Origin of the sequence: Thauera sp. SWB20, from assembly GCF_000831325.1 — a bacterium.
In the GTDB taxonomy this organism is placed as follows: Bacteria; Pseudomonadota; Gammaproteobacteria; order Burkholderiales; family Rhodocyclaceae; genus Thauera; species Thauera aminoaromatica.
The window spans coordinates 736,839-755,723 of the sequence record NZ_JTDM01000021.1 but is presented as its reverse complement, the minus strand read 5'-3'; the positions used below and the strand labels follow the sequence as shown (position 1 = coordinate 755,723).

The 18,885-nt window shown below is 68.7% G+C and carries 21 protein-coding genes and 2 tRNA genes; 18 read left to right on the top strand and 5 right to left on the bottom strand.

Annotation, left to right across the window (positions count from 1 at the left end; all coding sequences use genetic code 11):
• Positions 1-15 precede the first annotated feature (15 nt).
• The 18 genes from PO78_RS20770 to rpoS all read left to right on the top strand — a co-directional run bounded on the left by PO78_RS20770 (position 16) and on the right by rpoS (position 13,028).
• Complete coding sequence (locus tag PO78_RS20770; RefSeq protein ID WP_043746603.1) at positions 16-210, top strand: hypothetical protein; 195 nt, start codon at positions 16-18, stop codon at positions 208-210.
• The gene (locus PO78_RS20765; RefSeq protein WP_004299072.1) at positions 207-647 is read left to right on the top strand and encodes a DUF1318 domain-containing protein; all 441 of its coding nucleotides are present in this window, start codon (positions 207-209) and stop codon (positions 645-647) included. Before PO78_RS20770 ends, PO78_RS20765 begins: the two co-directional genes overlap by 4 nt.
• The gene (locus tag PO78_RS20760; RefSeq protein ID WP_041589681.1) at positions 644-1,435 is read left to right on the top strand and encodes a 3'-5' exonuclease; all 792 of its coding nucleotides are present in this window, start codon (positions 644-646) and stop codon (positions 1,433-1,435) included. Before PO78_RS20765 ends, PO78_RS20760 begins: the two co-directional genes overlap by 4 nt.
• A gap of 46 nt (positions 1,436-1,481) precedes the next feature.
• The gene (locus tag PO78_RS20755; protein ID WP_012585789.1) at positions 1,482-1,724 is read left to right on the top strand and encodes a GlsB/YeaQ/YmgE family stress response membrane protein; all 243 of its coding nucleotides are present in this window, start codon (positions 1,482-1,484) and stop codon (positions 1,722-1,724) included.
• Between the two features lie 69 nt (positions 1,725-1,793).
• A tRNA-Val gene (locus PO78_RS20750) sits at positions 1,794-1,870 on the top strand.
• Positions 1,871-2,056: 186 nt separating this feature from the next.
• On the top strand, positions 2,057-3,973 hold the full coding sequence (gene thrS, locus PO78_RS20745; RefSeq protein ID WP_043746600.1) for a threonine--tRNA ligase: 1,917 nt from the start codon (positions 2,057-2,059) through the stop codon (positions 3,971-3,973).
• A gap of 26 nt (positions 3,974-3,999) precedes the next feature.
• Positions 4,000-4,521, top strand: coding sequence for a translation initiation factor IF-3 (gene infC, locus PO78_RS20740; protein WP_082047932.1), 522 nt, complete (start codon positions 4,000-4,002; stop codon positions 4,519-4,521).
• Between the two features lie 145 nt (positions 4,522-4,666).
• Positions 4,667-4,864, top strand: a complete 198-nt coding sequence (gene rpmI / locus PO78_RS20735; protein WP_004299086.1) for a 50S ribosomal protein L35 — start codon at positions 4,667-4,669, stop codon at positions 4,862-4,864.
• Positions 4,865-4,876: 12 nt separating this feature from the next.
• Positions 4,877-5,236, top strand: coding sequence for a 50S ribosomal protein L20 (rplT, locus tag PO78_RS20730; RefSeq protein WP_004299089.1), 360 nt, complete (start codon positions 4,877-4,879; stop codon positions 5,234-5,236).
• A gap of 155 nt (positions 5,237-5,391) precedes the next feature.
• A complete protein-coding gene (pheS, locus tag PO78_RS20725) occupies positions 5,392-6,423 on the top strand; it encodes a phenylalanine--tRNA ligase subunit alpha (RefSeq protein ID WP_004299092.1) in 1,032 nt (343 codons plus the stop codon).
• 49 nt (positions 6,424-6,472) lie between these two features.
• Positions 6,473-8,863 carry a phenylalanine--tRNA ligase subunit beta gene (gene pheT, locus PO78_RS20720; protein WP_043746596.1) on the top strand — a complete coding sequence of 797 codons (2,391 nt, stop codon included), beginning with the start codon at positions 6,473-6,475 and terminating at the stop codon, positions 8,861-8,863.
• 1 nt (position 8,864) lies between these two features.
• On the top strand, positions 8,865-9,170 hold the full coding sequence (locus PO78_RS20715) for an integration host factor subunit alpha (protein WP_004299096.1): 306 nt from the start codon (positions 8,865-8,867) through the stop codon (positions 9,168-9,170).
• Positions 9,151-9,531 carry a MerR family transcriptional regulator gene (locus PO78_RS20710; protein ID WP_004299098.1) on the top strand — a complete coding sequence of 127 codons (381 nt, stop codon included), beginning with the start codon at positions 9,151-9,153 and terminating at the stop codon, positions 9,529-9,531. Before PO78_RS20715 ends, PO78_RS20710 begins: the two co-directional genes overlap by 20 nt.
• Positions 9,532-9,615: 84 nt before the next feature.
• Positions 9,616-9,692, top strand: a tRNA-Pro gene (locus PO78_RS20705).
• Positions 9,693-9,843: 151 nt separating this feature from the next.
• A complete protein-coding gene (gene surE, locus PO78_RS20700; protein WP_004299100.1) occupies positions 9,844-10,587 on the top strand; it encodes a 5'/3'-nucleotidase SurE in 744 nt (247 codons plus the stop codon).
• Positions 10,584-11,237 carry a protein-L-isoaspartate(D-aspartate) O-methyltransferase gene (locus tag PO78_RS20695; protein WP_004299102.1) on the top strand — a complete coding sequence of 218 codons (654 nt, stop codon included), beginning with the start codon at positions 10,584-10,586 and terminating at the stop codon, positions 11,235-11,237. The genes surE and PO78_RS20695 overlap by 4 nt, the downstream gene beginning before the upstream one ends.
• 16 nt (positions 11,238-11,253) lie before the next feature.
• On the top strand, positions 11,254-12,078 hold the full coding sequence (locus PO78_RS20690; RefSeq protein WP_043746593.1) for a peptidoglycan DD-metalloendopeptidase family protein: 825 nt from the start codon (positions 11,254-11,256) through the stop codon (positions 12,076-12,078).
• Between the two features lie 11 nt (positions 12,079-12,089).
• A complete protein-coding gene (gene rpoS / locus PO78_RS20685; RefSeq protein ID WP_043746590.1) occupies positions 12,090-13,028 on the top strand; it encodes an RNA polymerase sigma factor RpoS in 939 nt (312 codons plus the stop codon).
• A 34-nt stretch (positions 13,029-13,062) separates the two neighbouring features.
• On the opposite strand, the gene PO78_RS20680 is transcribed toward rpoS, so the two are convergent.
• From PO78_RS20680 to PO78_RS20660, 5 genes are read right to left on the bottom strand one after another with little or no spacing between them, the layout of a single operon-like run.
• Positions 13,063-13,848: a DUF2189 domain-containing protein gene (locus PO78_RS20680; RefSeq protein ID WP_004299109.1), complete on the bottom strand. Its 786-nt coding sequence runs from the start codon at positions 13,846-13,848 to the stop codon at positions 13,063-13,065.
• Positions 13,849-13,859: 11 nt separating this feature from the next.
• The gene (gene mltB, locus PO78_RS20675) at positions 13,860-14,942 is read right to left on the bottom strand and encodes a lytic murein transglycosylase B (protein ID WP_082047930.1); all 1,083 of its coding nucleotides are present in this window, start codon (positions 14,940-14,942) and stop codon (positions 13,860-13,862) included.
• Entirely contained in the window at positions 14,939-16,957 is a 2,019-nt protein-coding gene (locus PO78_RS20670; protein WP_082047928.1) for a transglutaminase family protein, read from the bottom strand. Before PO78_RS20670 ends, mltB begins: the two co-directional genes overlap by 4 nt.
• Positions 16,954-17,955 carry a DUF58 domain-containing protein gene (locus PO78_RS20665; RefSeq protein ID WP_043746587.1) on the bottom strand — a complete coding sequence of 334 codons (1,002 nt, stop codon included), beginning with the start codon at positions 17,953-17,955 and terminating at the stop codon, positions 16,954-16,956. The genes PO78_RS20670 and PO78_RS20665 overlap by 4 nt, the downstream gene beginning before the upstream one ends.
• Entirely contained in the window at positions 17,955-18,872 is a 918-nt protein-coding gene (locus PO78_RS20660; protein WP_043746961.1) for an AAA family ATPase, read from the bottom strand. Before PO78_RS20660 ends, PO78_RS20665 begins: the two co-directional genes overlap by 1 nt.
• Positions 18,873-18,885: the final 13 nt, after the last annotated feature.

The following is an 18,885-nucleotide window of genomic DNA, read 5'->3' as shown; positions in this document are numbered from 1 at the left end:
TCCCGCGAGGACGGCATGAACCCTGTTGCGCGCTGGCTGTTCGCGGCTGCGCTGGTTGCGAGCACCGCGGCCTGCGTCACGATCAACATCTATTTCCCGGCCGCGGCGGCCGAGAAGGCCGCCGACCGGATCATCGACGAGGTCTGGCAGCTGCGCGAGGGTGCGGGCAGCGCGCCTGTCACGCCGCCGGCCGCGGGAGACGCGAAATGAAATCCGCTTCGATGCCGTCCGGCTCCTGGGCGGGCCGCCTGGCGGCCCTGTTCGTCGGCCTCGCGCTCGCCTTCCCGGTGCATGCGCAGGGCAACCTCGAGATCGACACCCCGGCGATCTCCGCGCTGCGCAAGACGATGCAGCAGCGCCACGCGCAGCTCGCGCCGCTGTATGCGTCGGGTGCGGTGGGCATCGCCGCAGACGGTACCGTGAGCCTGCGCGACGCCGCGGCGGTGCCGCTCGCGCAGCGCGCCCAGGCCAACGCCGCGGTTGCCGCCGAAAATGCCGACCGTGCCGCGCTCTACCGCGAGATCGCGCGCGCCAACGGTCACCCCGAGTGGGAGGCCGAGGTGCGCCGCACCTTCGCGCAGCGTTGGCTCGAGCGCGCGCAGCCGGGCTGGTGGGTGCAGCAGGGCGCTGCGTGGTCGAGGAAATGATGCCGGTCCTCGTCTTCGACATCGAAACCATTCCCGACGTCGCCGGCATCCGCGCGATCGAGAACCTGCCCGCGGGCCTGTCCGACTACGAGGTCGCGGAGTGGGCGTTCCAGCAGCGCCGCGCCAGCCACGGCAACGACTTCCTGCCGCACCATCTGCAGCGCGTGGTGGCGATCTCCTGCGTGCTGCGCGACGCGCAGCATTTCCGGGTGTTCTCGCTCTCCGAGCCCGAGAGCGGCGAGGGCGAGATCATCCAGCGCTTCTTCGACGGCATCGAGCGCTACTCGCCGCAGATCGTGTCGTGGAACGGCGGCGGCTTCGACCTGCCGGTGCTGCACTACCGCGGCATGCTGCACGGCGTTGCAGCACCGCGCTACTGGGACCAGGGCGAGGGCGACTACCACGACTCGCGCGACTTCAAGTGGAACAACTACATCAGCCGCTACCATAGTCGTCATCTGGATCTGATGGACTTGCTGGCGCTCTACCAGCCGCGCGCGAGCGCGCCGCTCGACGACCTCGCCAAGCTCATGGGCTATCCCGGCAAGCTCGGCATGGACGGTTCGGCGGTCTGGCAGGCCTGGCAGGAGGGCCGGATCGCCGAGATCCGCGACTACTGCGAGACCGACGTCGTCAACACCTACCTCGTCTACCTGCGCTTCGAGCGCATGCGCGGGCATCTCGACGCCGCCGCGTGGGCGGCGGAGGTGGAGACGGTGCGCGAGGCGCTCGGCCGCATCGACGCACCGCACTGGAAGCAGTTCCTCGCCGCCTGGCCGCAAGGCTGAGCGGCGCGGCGCCGGCTCCATCCCCCATCCTCTTACGGAGAGCATCATGGGCATCATCGGAACCATCCTCATCGGCCTGATCGTCGGCTTCGTCGCGCGCCTGCTGCACCCCGGCAAGGACGGCCTCGGGGTCATCATGACCTCGCTGCTCGGCATCGCCGGCTCGCTGGTCGCCACCTACGGCGGCCAGGCGCTCGGCATCTATCACGCCGGCGAGGGCGCGGGTTTCCTCGGTGCGGTCATCGGCGCGGTGGTGATCCTTTTCGTGGTGACCCGCCTCAAGAAATGATCCCGTTCCGCGACACTGCAAAAAAACTTTGACAAGTTCTTCGCAGTGTCTATAATGCGGGACTTCAGCAGGCGCGTAGCTCAGTTGGTTAGAGCACCACCTTGACATGGTGGGGGTCGTTGGTTCGAGTCCAATCGCGCCTACCAGGATTCTGGAGTCGAAAAGTCATGTTCCGAACTACCACTCAGGCCGGAAACTGAACAGGTCGGCTCCGCTTGTCTGCTAAGAGAAAAAAGCGCGCCCAAACCGCGCTTTTTTTTCGTCCACGTTTTTCCCGATTTCCCCTGTACGTCCTGCGCCTCGCGGGGCGACAACAGCCCGAGGCTACAGCCATGCCCAACATCACGCTTCCCGACGGTTCCGTGCGCAGCTTCGATCACCCGGTGACCGTCGCCGAGGTTGCGGCTTCGATCGGTGCCGGTCTCGCCAAGGCGGCGATCGCCGGTCGCACCGACGGGAAGCTGGTCGATCTCTCGCACCGCTTCGAGGCCGACGCCGATCTGGCCATCGTGACCGACAAGAACGCCGAAGGCCTCGAGATCATCCGCCACTCCACGGCCCACCTGCTCGCGCACGCGGTGAAGGAGCTCTTCCCCGACGCCCAGGTGACGATCGGGCCGGTGATCGACAACGGCTTCTACTACGACTTCTCGTACAAGCGTCCCTTCACCCCCGAGGACCTGCAGGCCATCGAGCAGCGCATGGCCGAGATCGCCAAGCGCGAGATCCCCGTGCATCGCGAGGTGTGGCCGCGCGACAAGGCGGTGGACTTCTTCAAGGGCATCGGCGAGCACTACAAGGCCGAGATCATCGCCTCGATCCCGGCGGGCGAGGACGTGTCGCTGTACCGTCAGGGAGATTTCATCGACCTGTGCCGCGGCCCGCACGTGCCCTCGACCGGCAAGCTCAAGGTCTTCAAGCTGATGAAGCTGGCCGGTGCGTACTGGCGCGGCGACTCGAAGAACGAGATGCTGCAGCGCGTGTATGGCACGGCGTGGACGAAGAAGGACGAGCTCGACGCCTACCTGCACATGATCGAGGAGGCCGAGAAGCGCGACCACCGCAAGCTCGGCCGCCAGCTCGACCTCTTCCACATCCAGGACGAGGCGCCCGGCATGGTGTTCTGGCACGCCAAGGGCTGGACGCTGTGGCAGCAGGTCGAGCAGTACCTGCGCCGCACGATCGGCGAGCATGGCTACCAGGAAGTGAAGACGCCGCAGATCGTCGACCGCTCGCTGTGGGAGAAGTCCGGTCACTGGGGCATGTACTCCGACCTGATGTTCACCACGCAGTCCGAGAAGCGCGACTACGCGGTCAAGCCGATGAACTGCCCCTGCCACATCCAGATCTTCAACCAGGGCCTCAAGAGCTACCGTGACCTGCCGCTGCGCATGGCCGAGTTCGGCTCCTGCCACCGCAACGAACCTTCCGGCTCGCTGCACGGCATCATGCGCGTGCGCAACTTCGTGCAGGACGACGCGCACATCTTCTGTGCCGAGAGCCAGGTGCAGGCCGAATCCGCCGAGTTCATCCGCCTGCTGCAGCAGGTGTACCAGGACTTCGGCTTCACCGACGTGCAGGTGAAGCTGTCGACCCGCCCCGAGAAGCGCGTCGGTACCGACGAGCAGTGGGATGCCGCCGAGGCCGCGCTTGCCGCCGCGCTCGACGCGCAGGGTCTGCAGTACGAGCTGCAGCCGGGCGAGGGCGCCTTCTACGGACCCAAGATCGAGTTCTCTCTGAAGGATTGCCTGGGCCGCGTGTGGCAGTGCGGCACGCTGCAGCTCGACTTCAATCTGCCGGTGCGCCTCGGTGCCGAGTATGTCGACGAGGACAACACCAAGAAGATCCCGGTGATGCTGCACCGTGCCATCCTCGGTTCGCTGGAGCGCTTCATCGGCATCCTGATCGAGCATCACGCCGGCGCCATGCCGCTGTGGCTCGCCCCGGTGCAGGCGGTGGTGATGAACATCTCCGAGGGCCAGGCCGAATATGCCGAAGAGGCGGTGGCGAGGCTGAAGAAGGCCGGCTTCCGCGTCGAGGCGGATTTGCGCAACGAGAAGATTAACTATAAAATTCGCGAACATAGCGTGCAGAAGCTGCCGTACCAGATCGTCATCGGCGAGAAGGAGAAGGCGGCAGGCCTGGTGGCCGTACGTGCCCGGGGTGGCCAGGATCTTGGCCAAATGTCCCTCGATTCGCTGATCGAACGCTGGCTTCGCGAAGTTGAAGCGAAAGCCGGATCGGTCTGATATTGGTTTTCGTGGAGAGTTGAACCATCGCACAAGAAAAAAAGCAGCGCGTAAATCGGGAGATCACTGCGCCTGAGGTCCGGCTGGTCGGCGAGGAGGGCGAGCAGCTCGGTATCGTCTCCCTGAACGCATCCCTCAGCATGGCCGAAGAGGCCGGGCTGGATCTGGTCGAAATCGCACCGATGGCCGTGCCGCCCGTGTGCAAGCTGATGGATTTCGGCAAGTTCAAGTATCAGGAACAGAAGAAGGCCCACGAAGCCCGACTCAAGCAGAAGCAGGTGCAGGTCAAGGAGGTCAAGCTCCGCCCCGGCACCGACGAGAACGACTACCAGATCAAGCTGCGCAACCTCAAGCGCTTCCTGGAAGAAGGCGACAAGTGCAAGGTGACCTTGCGCTTCCGCGGCCGCGAGATGGCGCACCAGGAGTTCGGCCTGCGCCAGCTCGAGCGCGTGAAGGCGGACCTCGAGGAACTCGGCCAGGTCGAGCAGATGCCCAAGATGGAAGGGCGCCAGATGATCATGATCATCGCGCCGAAGAAGAAGCACTGAGCTTCTTCCCGAAGAAATCGCCTCGCGAGGGGCGAGACCGCGGGAAGGAATTTCCCTCCGGCGGAAAACAAGTGGTGCCGGGTAACAAAACGCGCCGGGCTTTTCGGTGCTACCTGGTGTCATCCAAAAACATGGAGTCTCAGCAATGCCCAAGATGAAGACCAAGAGCGGAGCGAAGAAGCGCTTCAAGGTCCGCTCCAGCGGCGGGATCAAGCGGTCCCAGGCGTTCAAGCGCCACATCCTGACCAAGAAGACGACGAAGGTGAAGCGTCACCTGCGCGGCATGACCGAAGTGCATGCGGCAGATGAAAAGCTGATCCGCGCCATGCTTCCGTACGCCTGATAGGAGACCGCAATGCCCCGAGTCAAACGTGGTGTAACCGCCCGCGCCCGTCACAAGAAAGTCCTCTCCCAGGCCAAGGGTTACCGTGGCCGTCGCAAGAACGTCTATCGCATCGCCAAGCAGGCGGTGATGAAGGCGGGTCAGTACGCCTACCGCGACCGTCGTCAGCGCAAGCGTCAGTTCCGCACCCTGTGGATCGCGCGTATCAACGCCGCCGCGCGCGAGCTGGGCCTGACCTACAGCGTGTTCATGAACGGTCTCAAGAAGGCCGCGATCGAGATCGACCGCAAGGTGCTGGCCGATCTGGCCGTGTTCGACAAGCCGGCGTTCGCCGCGATTGCCGAGCAGGCCCGGGCCAAACTCGCTGCGTAATCGCGCGCAGCCAAAAAAAAGGAGGCCTGGCCTCCTTTTTTTTTCTGGATTCCCGGCGCCCGGCGGGCGCCGCGACCGGACTCCCCCGAATTCCCGATGAGCGGTGCGCTCCGCAGCGCTCATCCCGCAACACTGCATTCCGCCAGGGCAGGGACATGGAACAGCTCGATCAACTGGTACAACAGGCCGCCGCCGAATTCGCCGCCGCGGTCGACGGCGCGCAGCTCGAACAGGCCAAGGCGCGCTACCTCGGCAAGTCCGGCGCGCTCACCGAGCGCCTGAAGGCGCTCGGCAAGCTCGAGCCCGAGGCGCGCCGCGAGGCGGGCGCCGCGATCAACGCCGCCAAGACCGCGATCGAGGCCGCGCTCGAAGGCCGCCGCAACGCGCTGCGCGAAGCCGCGCTGCTCGCCCAGCTCGCCGCCGAGGCGCTCGACGTCACCCTGCCCGGGCGCGGTGGCGTGCAGGGCGGACTGCATCCGGTGAGCCGCACCCTCGAGCGCGTCGAGCGCCTGTTCGGCTCGATCGGCTTCGTGGTCGCCGACGGTCCCGAGATCGAGACCGACTGGCACAACTTCACCGCGCTCAACACGCCCGAGAACCACCCGGCGCGCTCGATGCACGACACCTTCTATCTCGAGGGCCACGACGACGTGCTGCTGCGCACCCACACCAGCCCGGTGCAGATCCGCGCCATGCAGGCCCACGTCGCGCGCCACCGTGACGCCGATGCCATGCCCGACCTGCGCATCATCGCGCCCGGCCGTGTCTTCCGCGTGGACTCCGATGCCACCCACTCGCCGATGTTCCACCAGGTCGAGGGCCTGTGGGTGGGCGAGACGGTGAGCTTCGCCGACCTCAAGGGCGTGATCGCCGACTTCCTGCGCCGCTTCTTCGAGACCGACGACCTGCAGGTGCGCTTCCGCCCGTCCTTCTTCCCCTTCACCGAGCCTTCGGCCGAGATCGACGTCGCCTTCATGAGCGGCGCGCTCGAGGGGCGCTGGCTGGAGATCGCCGGCTGCGGCGTGGTGCACCCCAACGTGCTGCGCTTCGGCGGCATCGACCCCGAGCGCTACACCGGCTTCGCCTTCGGCATGGGGCCGGACCGCCTCACCATGCTGCGCTACGGCGTGAACGACCTGCGCCTGTTCTTCGAGGGCGACCTGCGCTTCCTCGGCCAGTTCCGCTGAGCGGCTTCGCACAAGCTGCGCCCTACCACGCAATCCGGGTAATCGAATCATGCAATTCTCAGAACAGTGGCTGCGGACCTTCGTCGATCCGCAACTGGACAGCGCCGGACTCGGCCATCTGCTGACCATGGCCGGCCTCGAGGTCGAGGAGGCCGAACCCGCCGCGCCCGCCTTCCGCGGCGTCGTGGTGGCCAGGATCGTCGAGGCCGAGAAGCACCCCAACGCCGACAAGCTCAAGCTGTGCAAGGTCGACGCCGGCACCGGCGAATTGCTGCAGATCGTCTGCGGCGCGCCCAACGCTGCCGCCGGCATGAAGGTGCCATGCGCGGTGGTCGGCGCGGTCCTGCCCGGCGAGTTCGAGATCAAGAAGGCCAAGCTGCGCGGCGTCGAGTCCTTCGGCATGCTGTGCTCTGCGCGCGAGCTCGGGTTCTCCGAGGATCACTCCGGCCTCTACGCGCTGCCCGAGGATGCCCCGGTGGGCACCGACATCCGCGCCTACCTCGGCCTGGACGACACCTTGTTCACCATCAAGCTGACCCCCAACCGCGCCGACTGCCTGAGCCTGACCGGCGTGGCGCGCGAGGTCGCGGCGATCACCGGCGGCGAGTTCCGTCCGCTCGCGATCGACCCGGTCGCGCCCGCGATCGAGGCCCGCCGCGACATCGTGCTCGATGCGCCGCAAGCCTGTCCGCGTTACTGCGGCCGCATCCTGCGCGGCGTGGACGCGCGCGCCGCGACGCCCGACTGGATGGTGCGCCGCCTGGTGCGCAGCGGCATCCGCTCGATCAGCGCGCTGGTCGACATCACCAACTACGTCATGCTCGAGCTCGGCCAGCCCCTGCATGCCTTCGACAACGCCAAGCTGCAGGGCGCCATCCATGTGCGCCTGCCGCGTGCGGGCGAGCAGGTGCTGCTGCTCAACGAGCAGACGGTGACCCCGGCTGCGGACACCTTGCTGATCGCCGACGAGGCGCGCGCGCTCGCGCTCGCGGGCATCATGGGCGGCGAGGACAGCGGGATCACCCTCGACACCACCGAAGTCTTCCTCGAGAGCGCCTTTTTCGCGCCCGATGCGATCGCGGGCCGCGCGCGCGCCTACGGTTTCGGCTCTGATGCCTCGCACCGCTTCGAGCGTGGTGTCGATCCGGAGCTTGCGCGCGGCGCCCTCGAGCGTGCCACCCGTCTGGTGATCGAGCTGTGCGGCGGCGAGGCCGGTCCGGTGGTCGAGGCCGTCGCCACCGACGCGCTGCCCGCGCGCGCGCCGGTGCGTTTGCGTCCGGCGCGTGCGCGCCGAGTGCTCGGCATCGTGCTTGCCGACGCGGACATGCTCGCGCTGCTGCGTCGCGTCCACCTGCAGGTCGAGCGCACAGGTGACGACTTCCTCGTCACGCCGCCGTCGTGGCGCTTCGACATCGAGATCGAGGAAGACCTGATCGAGGAGATCGCCCGCCTGCACGGCTACGACAACATCCCGGCGATCGCCCCGCAGGGCAGCCTGATGATGCTGCCGAGCAGCGAGAACGGACGCCCGGTGTGGGCGCTGCGTCACCTGCTCGCCGCGCGCGGCTACCAGGAGGTGGTCAACTTCGCCTTCGTCGAGGAGGCCTGGGAGCGCGACTTCTGCGCCAACGAGAACCCGATCCGCCTGGCCAACCCGATCGCCAGCCACCTCAGCGTGATGCGCTCCAGCCTGATTCCGGGCCTGGTCGGCACGCTCGCCGCCAATCGCAAGCGCCAGATCGACCGCGTGCGCGTTTTCGAGGTGGCACGCGTGTTCGAGCGCAAGGCCGATGGCGAGCCGGTGCGCGGCTTCCATCAGGTGATGAACATCGCCGCGCTGGCGGCCGGCCAGGTGGTGCCCGAGCAGTGGGGCGAGCGCGCGCGCAGCGTCGACTTTTACGACGTGAAGGGCGATCTCGAGGCGCTGTTCGCGCCGCGCGAGCTGCAGTTCGCCCCGCTCTCGCATCCCGCCCTGCATCCGGGGCGCGCGGCCGCGGTGCGCCTGGACGGGCACATGATCGGCGTGCTCGGTGAACTGCATCCGGTGTGGGTGCAGCGCTACGAGCTCGGCACCGCGCCGGTGGTGTTCGAGGTTGCGCTCGATGCTGCGCTCGCCGCCCGCGTGCCGGCCTATGCCGAGATCTCGCGCATGCAGGCGGTGCGCCGCGATCTTGCGCTGGTGGTGGGCAACGAGGTTCCGGTCGAGCGCGTGCTCGAGGTGCTGCGCGAGGCCGCACCCGCGCTCGTACGCGAGATCGCGCTGTTCGACCTTTACCAGGGCAAGGGCATCGATCATGACAAGAAGAGCCTTGCCTTCAAGGTATCGATGCAAGATACTCGACGCACCCTCGAAGACGCCGAAGTGGATGCGGCCATCGCGCTGCTCGTGACGCATGCCGAAACCGTGCTGGGTGCGCGCCTGCGAGGCGCGGGAGCCTGACATGACCCTCACCAAGGCCGAGCTCGCCGACCTGCTGTTCGAGCAGGTCGGGCTCAACAAGCGTGAAGCCAAGGACATGGTGGAGGGCTTCTTCGAGGAGATCCGGACGGCGCTGGAGCGCGGCGACAGCGTCAAGCTCTCCGGCTTCGGCAACTTCCAGTTGCGCGACAAGCCGCAGCGTCCGGGTCGCAACCCCAAGACCGGCGAGGAAATCCCGATCACCGCCCGGCGCGTGGTCACCTTCCATGCCAGCCAGAAACTGAAGGCCGCGGTGGAGCAACTCAGCGATGCAAGCAAGCAGCCCTGAAACCGGTGGCGAGCAACTGCCGCCGATTCCTGCGAAGCGCTATTTCACGATCGGCGAGGTGAGCGAGCTGTGCTGCGTGAAGCCGCACGTGCTGCGCTACTGGGAGCAGGAGTTCACCCAGCTGAAACCGGTCAAGCGCGGTGGCAACCGGCGCTATTACCAGCACCACGAGGTCATGCTGATCCGGCGCATCCGCCAGCTGCTGTATCAGGAGGGGTTCACCATCTCCGGTGCGCGCAACCGCCTTGGGGAGTCGGCGATCCAGGAGCAGGAGAACGGCGTGGAACTCGAGCAATGCAGGTCCACGCTGCGGCAACTGCGCGCCGAGATTGCGGCCACGCTGCAGGAACTGCGCGCCTGATCCGCGGCACGATTCGCGGGCTGATCATCGCGCAGCAAAAGTACTGGTATTTCTGAAAACCGCTGCTATAATGGCGGCTTGTGTCGGGGCGTAGCGCAGCCTGGTAGCGCACTTGCATGGGGTGCAAGGGGTCGCGAGTTCGAATCCCGCCGCCCCGACCAATCAAACTAACCGGCCCAGGCCGGTTTTTTTGTTTGTGCCGTTCGCCAGGCGTGCGGCCTGGTACGCCATGCTAATATCTCCGCTCCCGCCGGTTCGCGGCGCCCCTTGCAGGCCCTTGCAATCCCTCGCAGCCACCCGCACGGAATCAAGATGCGCATCCTGGTCAGCAACGACGACGGTTACTTCGCCCCCGGCATCGCGGCGCTCGCCGAGGCGCTCGGCACGATCGGCCAGGTGACCGTGGTCGCTCCCGAGCGCGACCGCAGCGGCGCGAGCAACTCGCTGACGCTCGACCGTCCGCTCTCGCTTCGCCAGACCTCCAACGGCTTCTATCACGTCAATGGCACCCCCACCGACTGCGTCCATCTCGCGGTCACCGGGATGCTCGACCACCTTCCCGACATGGTTGTCTCCGGTGTCAATCACGGCGCCAACATGGGGGACGACACGGTGTATTCGGGCACGGTCGCGGCCGCCACCGAGGGCTTTCTGCTTGGCGTGCCCTCGATCGCGGTCTCACTGGTGAGCAAGTCGGCCACCGATTTCACCGCCGCCGCACGCGTCGCTCGCGACCTCGCCGAGCGCTTCATGCGCAACCCCTTTCCGCGTCCGGTGCTGCTCAACGTCAACGTGCCCGATGTCGCCTACGAGCGCCTGCAAGGCATCCGCGTCACCCGCCTGGGCAAGCGCCACAAGGCCGAGCCGGTGGTGCGCAGCGAGACGCCGCGCGGCGAGACGGTCTATTGGGTCGGTGCCGCGGGCGGTGCCGCCGACGCGGGAGAAGGCACCGACTTCCATGCGGTGGCCAACGGCTTCGTGTCGGTCACGCCGCTGCAGATCGACCTCACCCATACCGGCCTGATCGCTCCGGTCTTCGACTGGTTGCAGCGGTGAGCGTGCGCGCATCCGACCCGGGGCAGGCCTCGCGCGCACGCGCGCGCATGGTCGAGCGCCTGCGCGCCCAAGGCATCCGCGACGAGCGCGTGCTCGCGGCGATGCAGGCGGTGCCTCGCCACGCCTTCGTGGACGAGGGGCTGGCATTCAGCGCCTACGACGACACGCCGCTGCCGATCGGCTTCCAGCAGACCATCTCGCAGCCCTTCGTGGTGGCGCGCATGCTCGAACTGCTGCGCAACGGGCGCGAGCTCGGGCGCACGCTCGAGGTCGGCGCGGGCTGCGGTTATCAGGCGGCGGTGCTGTCGCTGCTCGCCACCGAGGTCTATGCCGTAGAGCGCATCCGCGGCCTGCTCGATCGCGCGCGCGCGAACCTGCGCCCCTTGCGCCTGCCCAACGTGCGGCTGAAACTTGCCGACGGTAGTCTTGGTCTCCCCGAGGCCGCTCCCTTCGACAGCATCGTCGTCGCCGCAGCGGCGGTCGGGCTGCCGCCGGCATTGAAGGAGCAGCTCGCCTCGGGCGGGCGGCTGATCATTCCGGTCGGTGGAGCGGAGCAGCGCCTGTTGCTGATCGAGCGCCAGGGCAATACCTTCCGCGAGACCTGGTGCGAGGCGGTGCGCTTCGTTCCCCTGATCGCGGGTACTGACTGAATCACGGTATTTTCGGATGCACAAGAACACTTCTCATCTCATCGCCCTCGTCGCCGCCGCGCTGCTTGCCGGCTGCGCCTCGCAGGGGACGGCGCCGGTGCGCGACGGTAGCGGGGTTTCGCCCGCACCGGCCGCTGCGGTCGCGCCGGCCTCGGGTTATCACACCGTCCGTCCGGGCGACACCCTGCTCGGCATCGCACGCCAATATGGCGTCACCCTGCCCGATCTGGTGTCGTGGAACCGGATCACCGACCCCGACCAGATCCACGTCGGCCAGAGCCTGCGCGTGTCGCCGTCGGCCTCGACGGGCTCGATCGCGGGGGCTGGGGGGGCCATCGCGACGCCGATCCCTTCGACCGGCTCCGCTACGGTCCCGACCGTGCGGGAACCGGTCGGCGGCCGTGCGCCGGTGACCGAGCCCGCTGCGGTCGAGAGTCCGCCGCCCGCCGCGGCGGAGGCGCCGCCCTCGACGATGAGCGGCCAATGGCGCTGGCCGGCCTCCGGCAGCGTGATCGCCGGTTTCAACGAGGCTTCCAACAAGGGGCTCGACATCGGTGGCGCGGTCGGCGAGCCGGTGTATGCGGCGGCGGCCGGCAAGGTGGTCTACGCAGGCAGCGGCCTGCGGGGTTATGGCAAATTGATCGTGATCAAGCATAATCAGGAGTACAACTCCGTGTATGCTCACAACGACAAGCTCCTGGTCAAGGAAGACGACCAGGTCGCACAGGGCCAGAAGATCGCCGAGCTCGGCAGTTCGGAAGCCGATCGGCCCAAGCTTCATTTCGAGATCCGCAAGCAGGGCAAGGCGGTCGATCCGGCCGGGTATCTGCCTGCGCGCTGAGGAGGGCGAGGATGGAAGAACCGGTCAATCTTGATGAACTGGAAAGTCAGCAGGAACCGGATCTTCCCCCTGAGGTGGAGGTGTTCTCGTTCCAGGCGCCGCCGGTTGTCGAGAACGAGTTCTTCAGTGACGTCACCCAGCTCTACCTCAACGAGATCGGCGCCAATCCGCTGCTGACCGCCGAGGAGGAGTTGGTGATCGCCCGCCGCGTGCGGATGGGCGACTTCGATGCCCGGCAGACGATGATCGAGCGCAACCTGCGCCTGGTCGTCAATATCGCCAAGCACTACCTCAATCGCGGTATTCCCTTGCTCGATCTGGTCGAGGAGGGCAACCTCGGCCTCATGCACGCGCTCGAGAAGTTCGACCCCGAGCGTGGCTTCCGCTTCTCGACTTACGCGACGTGGTGGATCCGGCAGAACATCGAGCGTGCGATCATGAACCAGTCGCGCACGATCCGCCTGCCCGTCCACGTGGTGAAGGAACTCAACCAGGTCCTGCGCGCGCAGCGCCACATCGAGGCCGATTGCAACGGCGAGTCCTCGCTCGAGCAGATCGCCAATCGGCTAGGCAAGACGATCGAGGAGGTGCGCAGCATCCTCGCGCTCGGCGAGCACACCGCCTCGCTCGACGCGCCGCTCGATATCGACCCCTCCTTGTCGATCGGCGAGTCGCTCGCGGACGAGCAGCAGATCTCCGCCGACCTTCGCATACAGTGCTCGGAAGTCGAGCAACTCGTGCGCGAATGGCTCGCGATCCTCAACGACAAGCAGCGCATGGTGATTCGTCACCGCTATGGCATCGACGAGTGCGAGTTGCTCACGCTCGAAGAACTCGCCGAACGCCTCGAACTCACCCGCGAGCGCGTGCGCCAGATCCAGCTCGAGGCGCTGGGCCAGCTGCGCCGGATCCTGCGCCGGCGCGGAATCTCGCGCGACGCGCTGCTCTAGGCAAGCACAACCGCGGGTGCGCGCAGGAGTCCCGTCATGTCGCGGGCGCGGCAGGGGGAAAGGTGCGGAAGTAGAGTTCCCGGCTCGCGTAGGCCATCACCGGCAGGCTGACCAGCAGCAGCGGCAGGGCCATGACGCTGCCCATGATCACCGCGGCGAGCAGGAAGGCCCAGCACATCATCACGCCGAAGCGACCGAACACCGCACGCACGCTCGCCACCACGCCCGACACCAGCGTCGCGCGGCCATCGTAGATCAGCGGGATCGAGAACGCCGACACGGCGAACAGGATGAAGGCCAGCACTCCACCCATGATCGCGCTGTAACCGGCGTAGTCCATCACGACCTGCTCGATTCGCAGCAGGCGCACGAAGCCGATCGGCTCGCGGCCCACCATGAAGCCGTAGAGGATGCCGGCGTCGGTGATCCAGATCAGGAACAGCAGCCCGCAAACGAAGGACACCACCCAGCCGCCGCGCGGCATCTGCCGAAAACCGCTCCAGATGTCGCCGAAGCTCGGCTGGCGGCCCTTGCGCAGCTTGTCGGAGACACCGAAGAAGCCGGCCAGCAGTACCGGACCCACGAGCATGAAGCCCCCGGCTAGCGACAGGCTCATCGGCGCGATCGCGCCGAACTCGAGAATGCCGAAGAGCAGGGCTCCGATCACCACGAAGAGTAGTGCGAAGGCCATGCTCAGGAGCGGAATGGCCCGGAACTGCGTGATGCCGAAACGCAGCGCGCCGCCGAGGTCGGCGAGGCCGAGCGGCGCTGGACGGAGGGAGGAGGGGTCGGAGGACGACGGCGGGGCGCTTGCGGGCATGGGCGGATCCTTCAGCGGCGTTCGGCGCGGATCTCCTCCACCAGCCGGCCCAGGCGCAGCGCCTCGGCGAGCTCGAACACCGACATCGCGTAGAAACTGCTTCGATTGTAGCGCGTGATGACGTAGAAGTTCCGGTAGCCGAGCCAGTACTCGGTGTCGGCGCCTGGCGTCTCCAGGTCCACCAGGGTCGCCGCGGCGGCGACAGGGCGGCCGTCGGCGGTGGTGATGCCGTTGTCGGCGAGCAGCGCGGGCGCGAGCGTCGGCTCGATGCCGGCCGCCACCAGGCCGGCAGCATCGGTCGCGGGCGACAGGCGAGCGCGCTCTGCGACCGGTGCGCCTGCCTGCCAGCCATGCGCGCGCAGGTAGTTGGCCACGCTGCCGATCGCGTCCACCGGGTCACCGTCGAAGTCGATGGCGCCGTTGCGGTCGAAGTCCACCGCATAGGCGCGCATGCTGCTCGGCAGGAACTGCGGGTAGCCGAGCGCGCCGGCGAAGGAGCCGTAATAGCTCGCCGGGTCGCGTCCCTGTTCGCGCGCGAGCAGGAACAGGGCCTCGAGTTCGCGGCGGAAGAGTTCGGCGCGCGGCGGGTAGTCGAAGGCCAGCGTGGCGAGCGTGGAGAGGGTCTCGAAGTTGCCGGTGTTGCGCCCGTAGATCGTCTCCACCCCGATGATCGCGACGATGACCTCGGCGGGGACGCCGGTCTCGCGCTCGGCGCGTTCCAGGGTATCGGCGTGCTCATGCCAGAAACGCATCCCGCCGTCGATGCGGGTGCGGTCGAGGAAACGCGCGCGATAGGACCGCCAGGAACGCACGCCCTTGCGCGAGGGGGGCGTGATCAGGCGGATCACCTCCGGATCGTGGCGGGCGCCGGCGAGCGCGCGCTCGATCTCGCCGGCGTCGAGTGCATGGCGGCTGGCGATTTCCGCGGCGAAGGCGCGCGCGTCCTCGCGCTCGGCGTAGGACGCATGCGCGAGCGCGGGCGTGCACAGCGCGATCGCGAAGGCGGCGAGGAGCCCGCCGAGCTTGCGCTGCCGGTACGGCGGCCGCTGCGTGGGCGAGGAAGGGCGGGCGGGGAGGGACGGGGTCGGGATCATTTCAGGCGCAGTGAGGCGATGCGGTTGTGCAGAATCCGGAGTTGCTGCTCCGGGGCGGGCGGTCCATAGCGCAGGCGGGCGTAGAGCATGCAGATGCCGCGTAGTTCCATGGCATGCGCCGGGAAGTGCGTGGCCAGTTCTTCGGCATAGTCCTGCGGCCCCTGCCAGGCTGGGCGGGCCGCGCCAGCGGCGGCCATCTTCGCGCAGAAGCGCTCCCAGGTGCGCGCGAGCGGGTCGCGCACGCGCGTGGCGCGCAGGCTCCAGGCATAGAGGGCGGCGAACAGCAGTACCGCTGCGCCGGCGAGCACGCCCAGGGTCTGCGCCAGTCTGTCCGCGCCGAGGCCGATGCGCGCGAGGAGTTCGCGCTGGCGCTCGGGATTGTAGCCAAGGACATGCTGGTTCCACAGGTTCGCGACAGCTTCCCAGCGGTGGCGCAGGCCGCGCAGCCAGGCCATGTCGGCGCGCAACATCAGCGGCAACTCGCCCGCGTCGGCCAGCGCCGCGGCCAGCCCGCCGTCGATGCGCTCGGGGGCGGCGAGCGCGGTCGGGTCCACCCGCAGCCAGCCGCGTCCCTGCAGCCAGACCTCGGTCCAGGCGTGGGCGTCGGACTGGCGCACCACCAGCTGACCGTCGATCGGGTTGATCTCGCCTCCCTGATAGCCGGTCACGATCCGGGTCGGCACGCCTGCGGCGCGCATCAGCACGGCGAAGGCGGAGGCGAAGTGCTCGCAGAAGCCGCGCCGGGCGTCGAAGAGGAACTCGTCTGCCGCGTGGCGGCCGAGCAGCGGCGGGCGCAGCGTGTAGGCCAGGCGCAGGGCGCGCAGTCGGGCGAGCACGCGCTCGAGGATCTCGGCGTGGTCGCGCGCGCCAGCGGCGAGTTCGGCGGCGAGGCGGCGGCTGCGCGGGTTGCTGTCGGCGGGCAGGGTGGTGGCCGAGGCAAGCACCGCGGGCGATTCGGCCACGCCGACTGGCGTGTGCGGATACGCGCCGAGGGCGAAGCGCGCCCGTGCCCGCAGGGGTTCGGCGGCGAGCGCGCGCAGGTCGCCGGTATAGCGGATCGGCGGCCGCGCCGGCCCCGGATGTTCGAGCGCGATCAGCCAGCGCCGCTGGTGCGGCTCGATGGTAAGCAGGTAGTCGATGCGCTCGCCCTGCGGCGTGTAGCGGGGCGAGGCGGATTCGGCGGCCGGCTCGGCGTGCCATTCGCGACCATCGAAGCGGGTGAGCACCGGGCCGCGCCAGTAGCGCTGCGCCGGTGGAGGCGGCGGACCGGAGAAGGCGGCGCGCAGGGCGATCTCGTCGGATTCGCCGAGTGCGCTGATCGAGCCCGGGCGCATCGTGTCCGACAGCCCGGTGCGCGCCGAGAACGCATCCGCCGGCAGGCCCCACAGCGGGCCCTGGATGCGCGGGAAGAGCACGAACAGTGCGAGCATGAAGGGCAGGCCCTGAGCGAGCAGGGTAGCCGCGGTGAGCAGGCGTTCGCGCTCGCCCCCGTCCGGGTCGGCGAGCGCCACCAGGGCGCCGAGTGCGGGCAGGGTGCCGGCGAGCACGAGCGCGGCCACGGGCAGGGACTGATCCTCGAAGAAGAGCGCCAACTGCAGGAACAGGCACAGCAGCACCCCGGCGCGGATGTCGCGCGCCGCGCGCGTCTCGAGCAGCTTGAGGCCGAGCAGCAGGACCAGCACCGCGACGCCCGGCTCGCGGCCGAAGAAGTGGCCGAACTCCAGACGTACCCCTGCGGCGACTGCGAGCGCGAGCGCGAACAGCAGGGTGCCCGGCGGCGGCCGGCGGCCGCGCCACAGCAGCAGCGCACGCCACCCGAGCAGGCCGAGGCCGAGCGCCCCGATCCACCCCGGCAGCCAGCCCGCATGAGGTGCGATCGCCATCGCGGCGGCGGCGAGCAGCCAGGCGCCCTGGTCGCGCCGCAGCGCAGGCGCCGGGGGGCCGGTGCGTGTGCCACCCAGCCGGCCGCCGCGGCGGCGGAGGCCGATCAGCCGCCGTGCGCGAGCCACGCTCATGCGCCATCCTCCGCTGTCGGATCGGGAAGGCCATGGAGCGCGAGCAGGCGCAGGCAGCGCTCGCGATGGGCGCGGCCAGTTGCTGCCGCGATGCGGATGCCGGGCAGGGCGAGCGCGTAGCGGCGTCCTTCACTCTCGGCGGCGAGTACCCAGGCGGTGAGCCGCGACAGTCGGCGCTCGGCGTCGAGTCCGGCGGGCAGGCGGTCCCAGTCGAGCAGCAGCTCGCGCCCCTCTCCTGCGGCGAACTCCTTGGTCAGCATCGGGCCGCCGCGTGCCACGGCCTTCCATGCGACGTGGCGGGGCGAGTCCGCGCTACGGTGCGCGCGCAAGCCGGCGAAGTCCTCGTCACCCGTGCGCGCGTCGCGGCTGGCGCCGGTCGCGTCGCCACCTGCGGGGGGCAGGGGCGGCGGATCGGGTTCCGGCGTGGGTAGCACCAGGCAGTCGGCCTTGGGGACGAACACGCTCCACGCCCGGATGAGGCCGAGCGGCCAGCGCGTCTCGAGCACGCTGCGCCCGAGCGCGAGCCGGCCGCGCCGGAGCGCGGGGCAGGCCAGGGCGACGGCGGTCTCTTCCGCGGCGGGGAGATCGAACGCGCTCCATTGTCCCTGCGCGCCCAGGCGTAAGGCGGGGCGCCGTCGGCTGGCCGGGTTGTCGATGAGGAGGGAGAACACGGCGGTCTCGCCCGCGAACACCGGCGCGCAGCGCCCCGGGCGGATCGACAGACCGTACAGGTTGCGGAAGGCGTGCAGTATGCTCGCCGCGGCGCTGCCGCCGAGGGTGAACACGAGCGCGTAGCCGAGGCTCAGGTTGTAGTTGATCGCCGCGAGCAGCATCACCAGCAGGGCGAGGGCGAAGCCGACACCTGCCGCGCTCGGCAGCACGTAGATGCGGCGCTGGCCGAGGCGGATCGGAGCAGGCTCCGGGGCGCCGATGCGGAACAGCCAGCGCTCGCCGGCGTGGCGCAGCCGCGTGGCGAGCGATGCGGCGGTGCGCGCCATCAGCCCACGGCGACGGTCTGCAGCAGCCGCACCAGCGTCGCCGCCGGCGCCGGGCGGCCGTCGCCGGCGAGGTGCAGGCGGTGCGCGGCGACGTGCGGGAAGAGGGTCTGCACGTCCTCCGGCAGCACGTGGTCGCGGCCGTCGAGCAGTGCCCATGCACGCGCCACGGCGAGCAGCCCGAGACCGGCACGCGGACTCAGTCCGCCGGCGAGTTCCGCACTGTTGCGGGTTGCGGCGAGCAGGGTCTGGACGTAGGCGACGAGGGCCTCGGCGACATGCAGGCCTTGCGCCGCCAGCTGCATGTCGAGCAGTTCGCCCGGGCCGATGACGGCCGGCTGGCGCTCGAGCAGCCCGCGCCGGTCCTCGCCCATCAGCAGCGCGCGCTCGGCCTGCGGGTCCGGGTAGCCGAGGCGGATGCGCAGCAGGAAGCGGTCCAGCTGGCTCTCGGGCAGCGGAAAGGTGCCGATCTGGTGGGCGGGGTTCTGCGTGGCAATCACGAAGAAGGGTTCGGGCAACGCGCAGGTCTGACCGTCGGCGGTGACCTGGCGCTCCTCCATGGCTTCCAGCAGCGCGCTCTGCGTCTTCGGCGTGGCGCGGTTGATCTCGTCGGCGAGGATGAGTTGGGCGAACACCGGCCCGGGGTGGAAGCGGAAGGCGGCGGTGTTGCGGTCGAAGATGGAGACCCCGAGGATGTCCGCGGGCAGCAGGTCGCTGGTGAACTGGATGCGCTGGAACTGCAGCCCCATCAGGCGGGCGAGCGCGTGTGCGAGCGTGGTCTTGCCGACGCCGGGCACGTCCTCGATCAGCAGGTGGCCGCGCGCGATCAGGCAGGCGAGCGCGAGGCGCAGCTCGCGCTCCTTGCCGAGGATGATGCGGGAGGCGGCTTCGAGCAGACGATTCGCATGGTGCAGGGTCATCGTGCGCACTGTG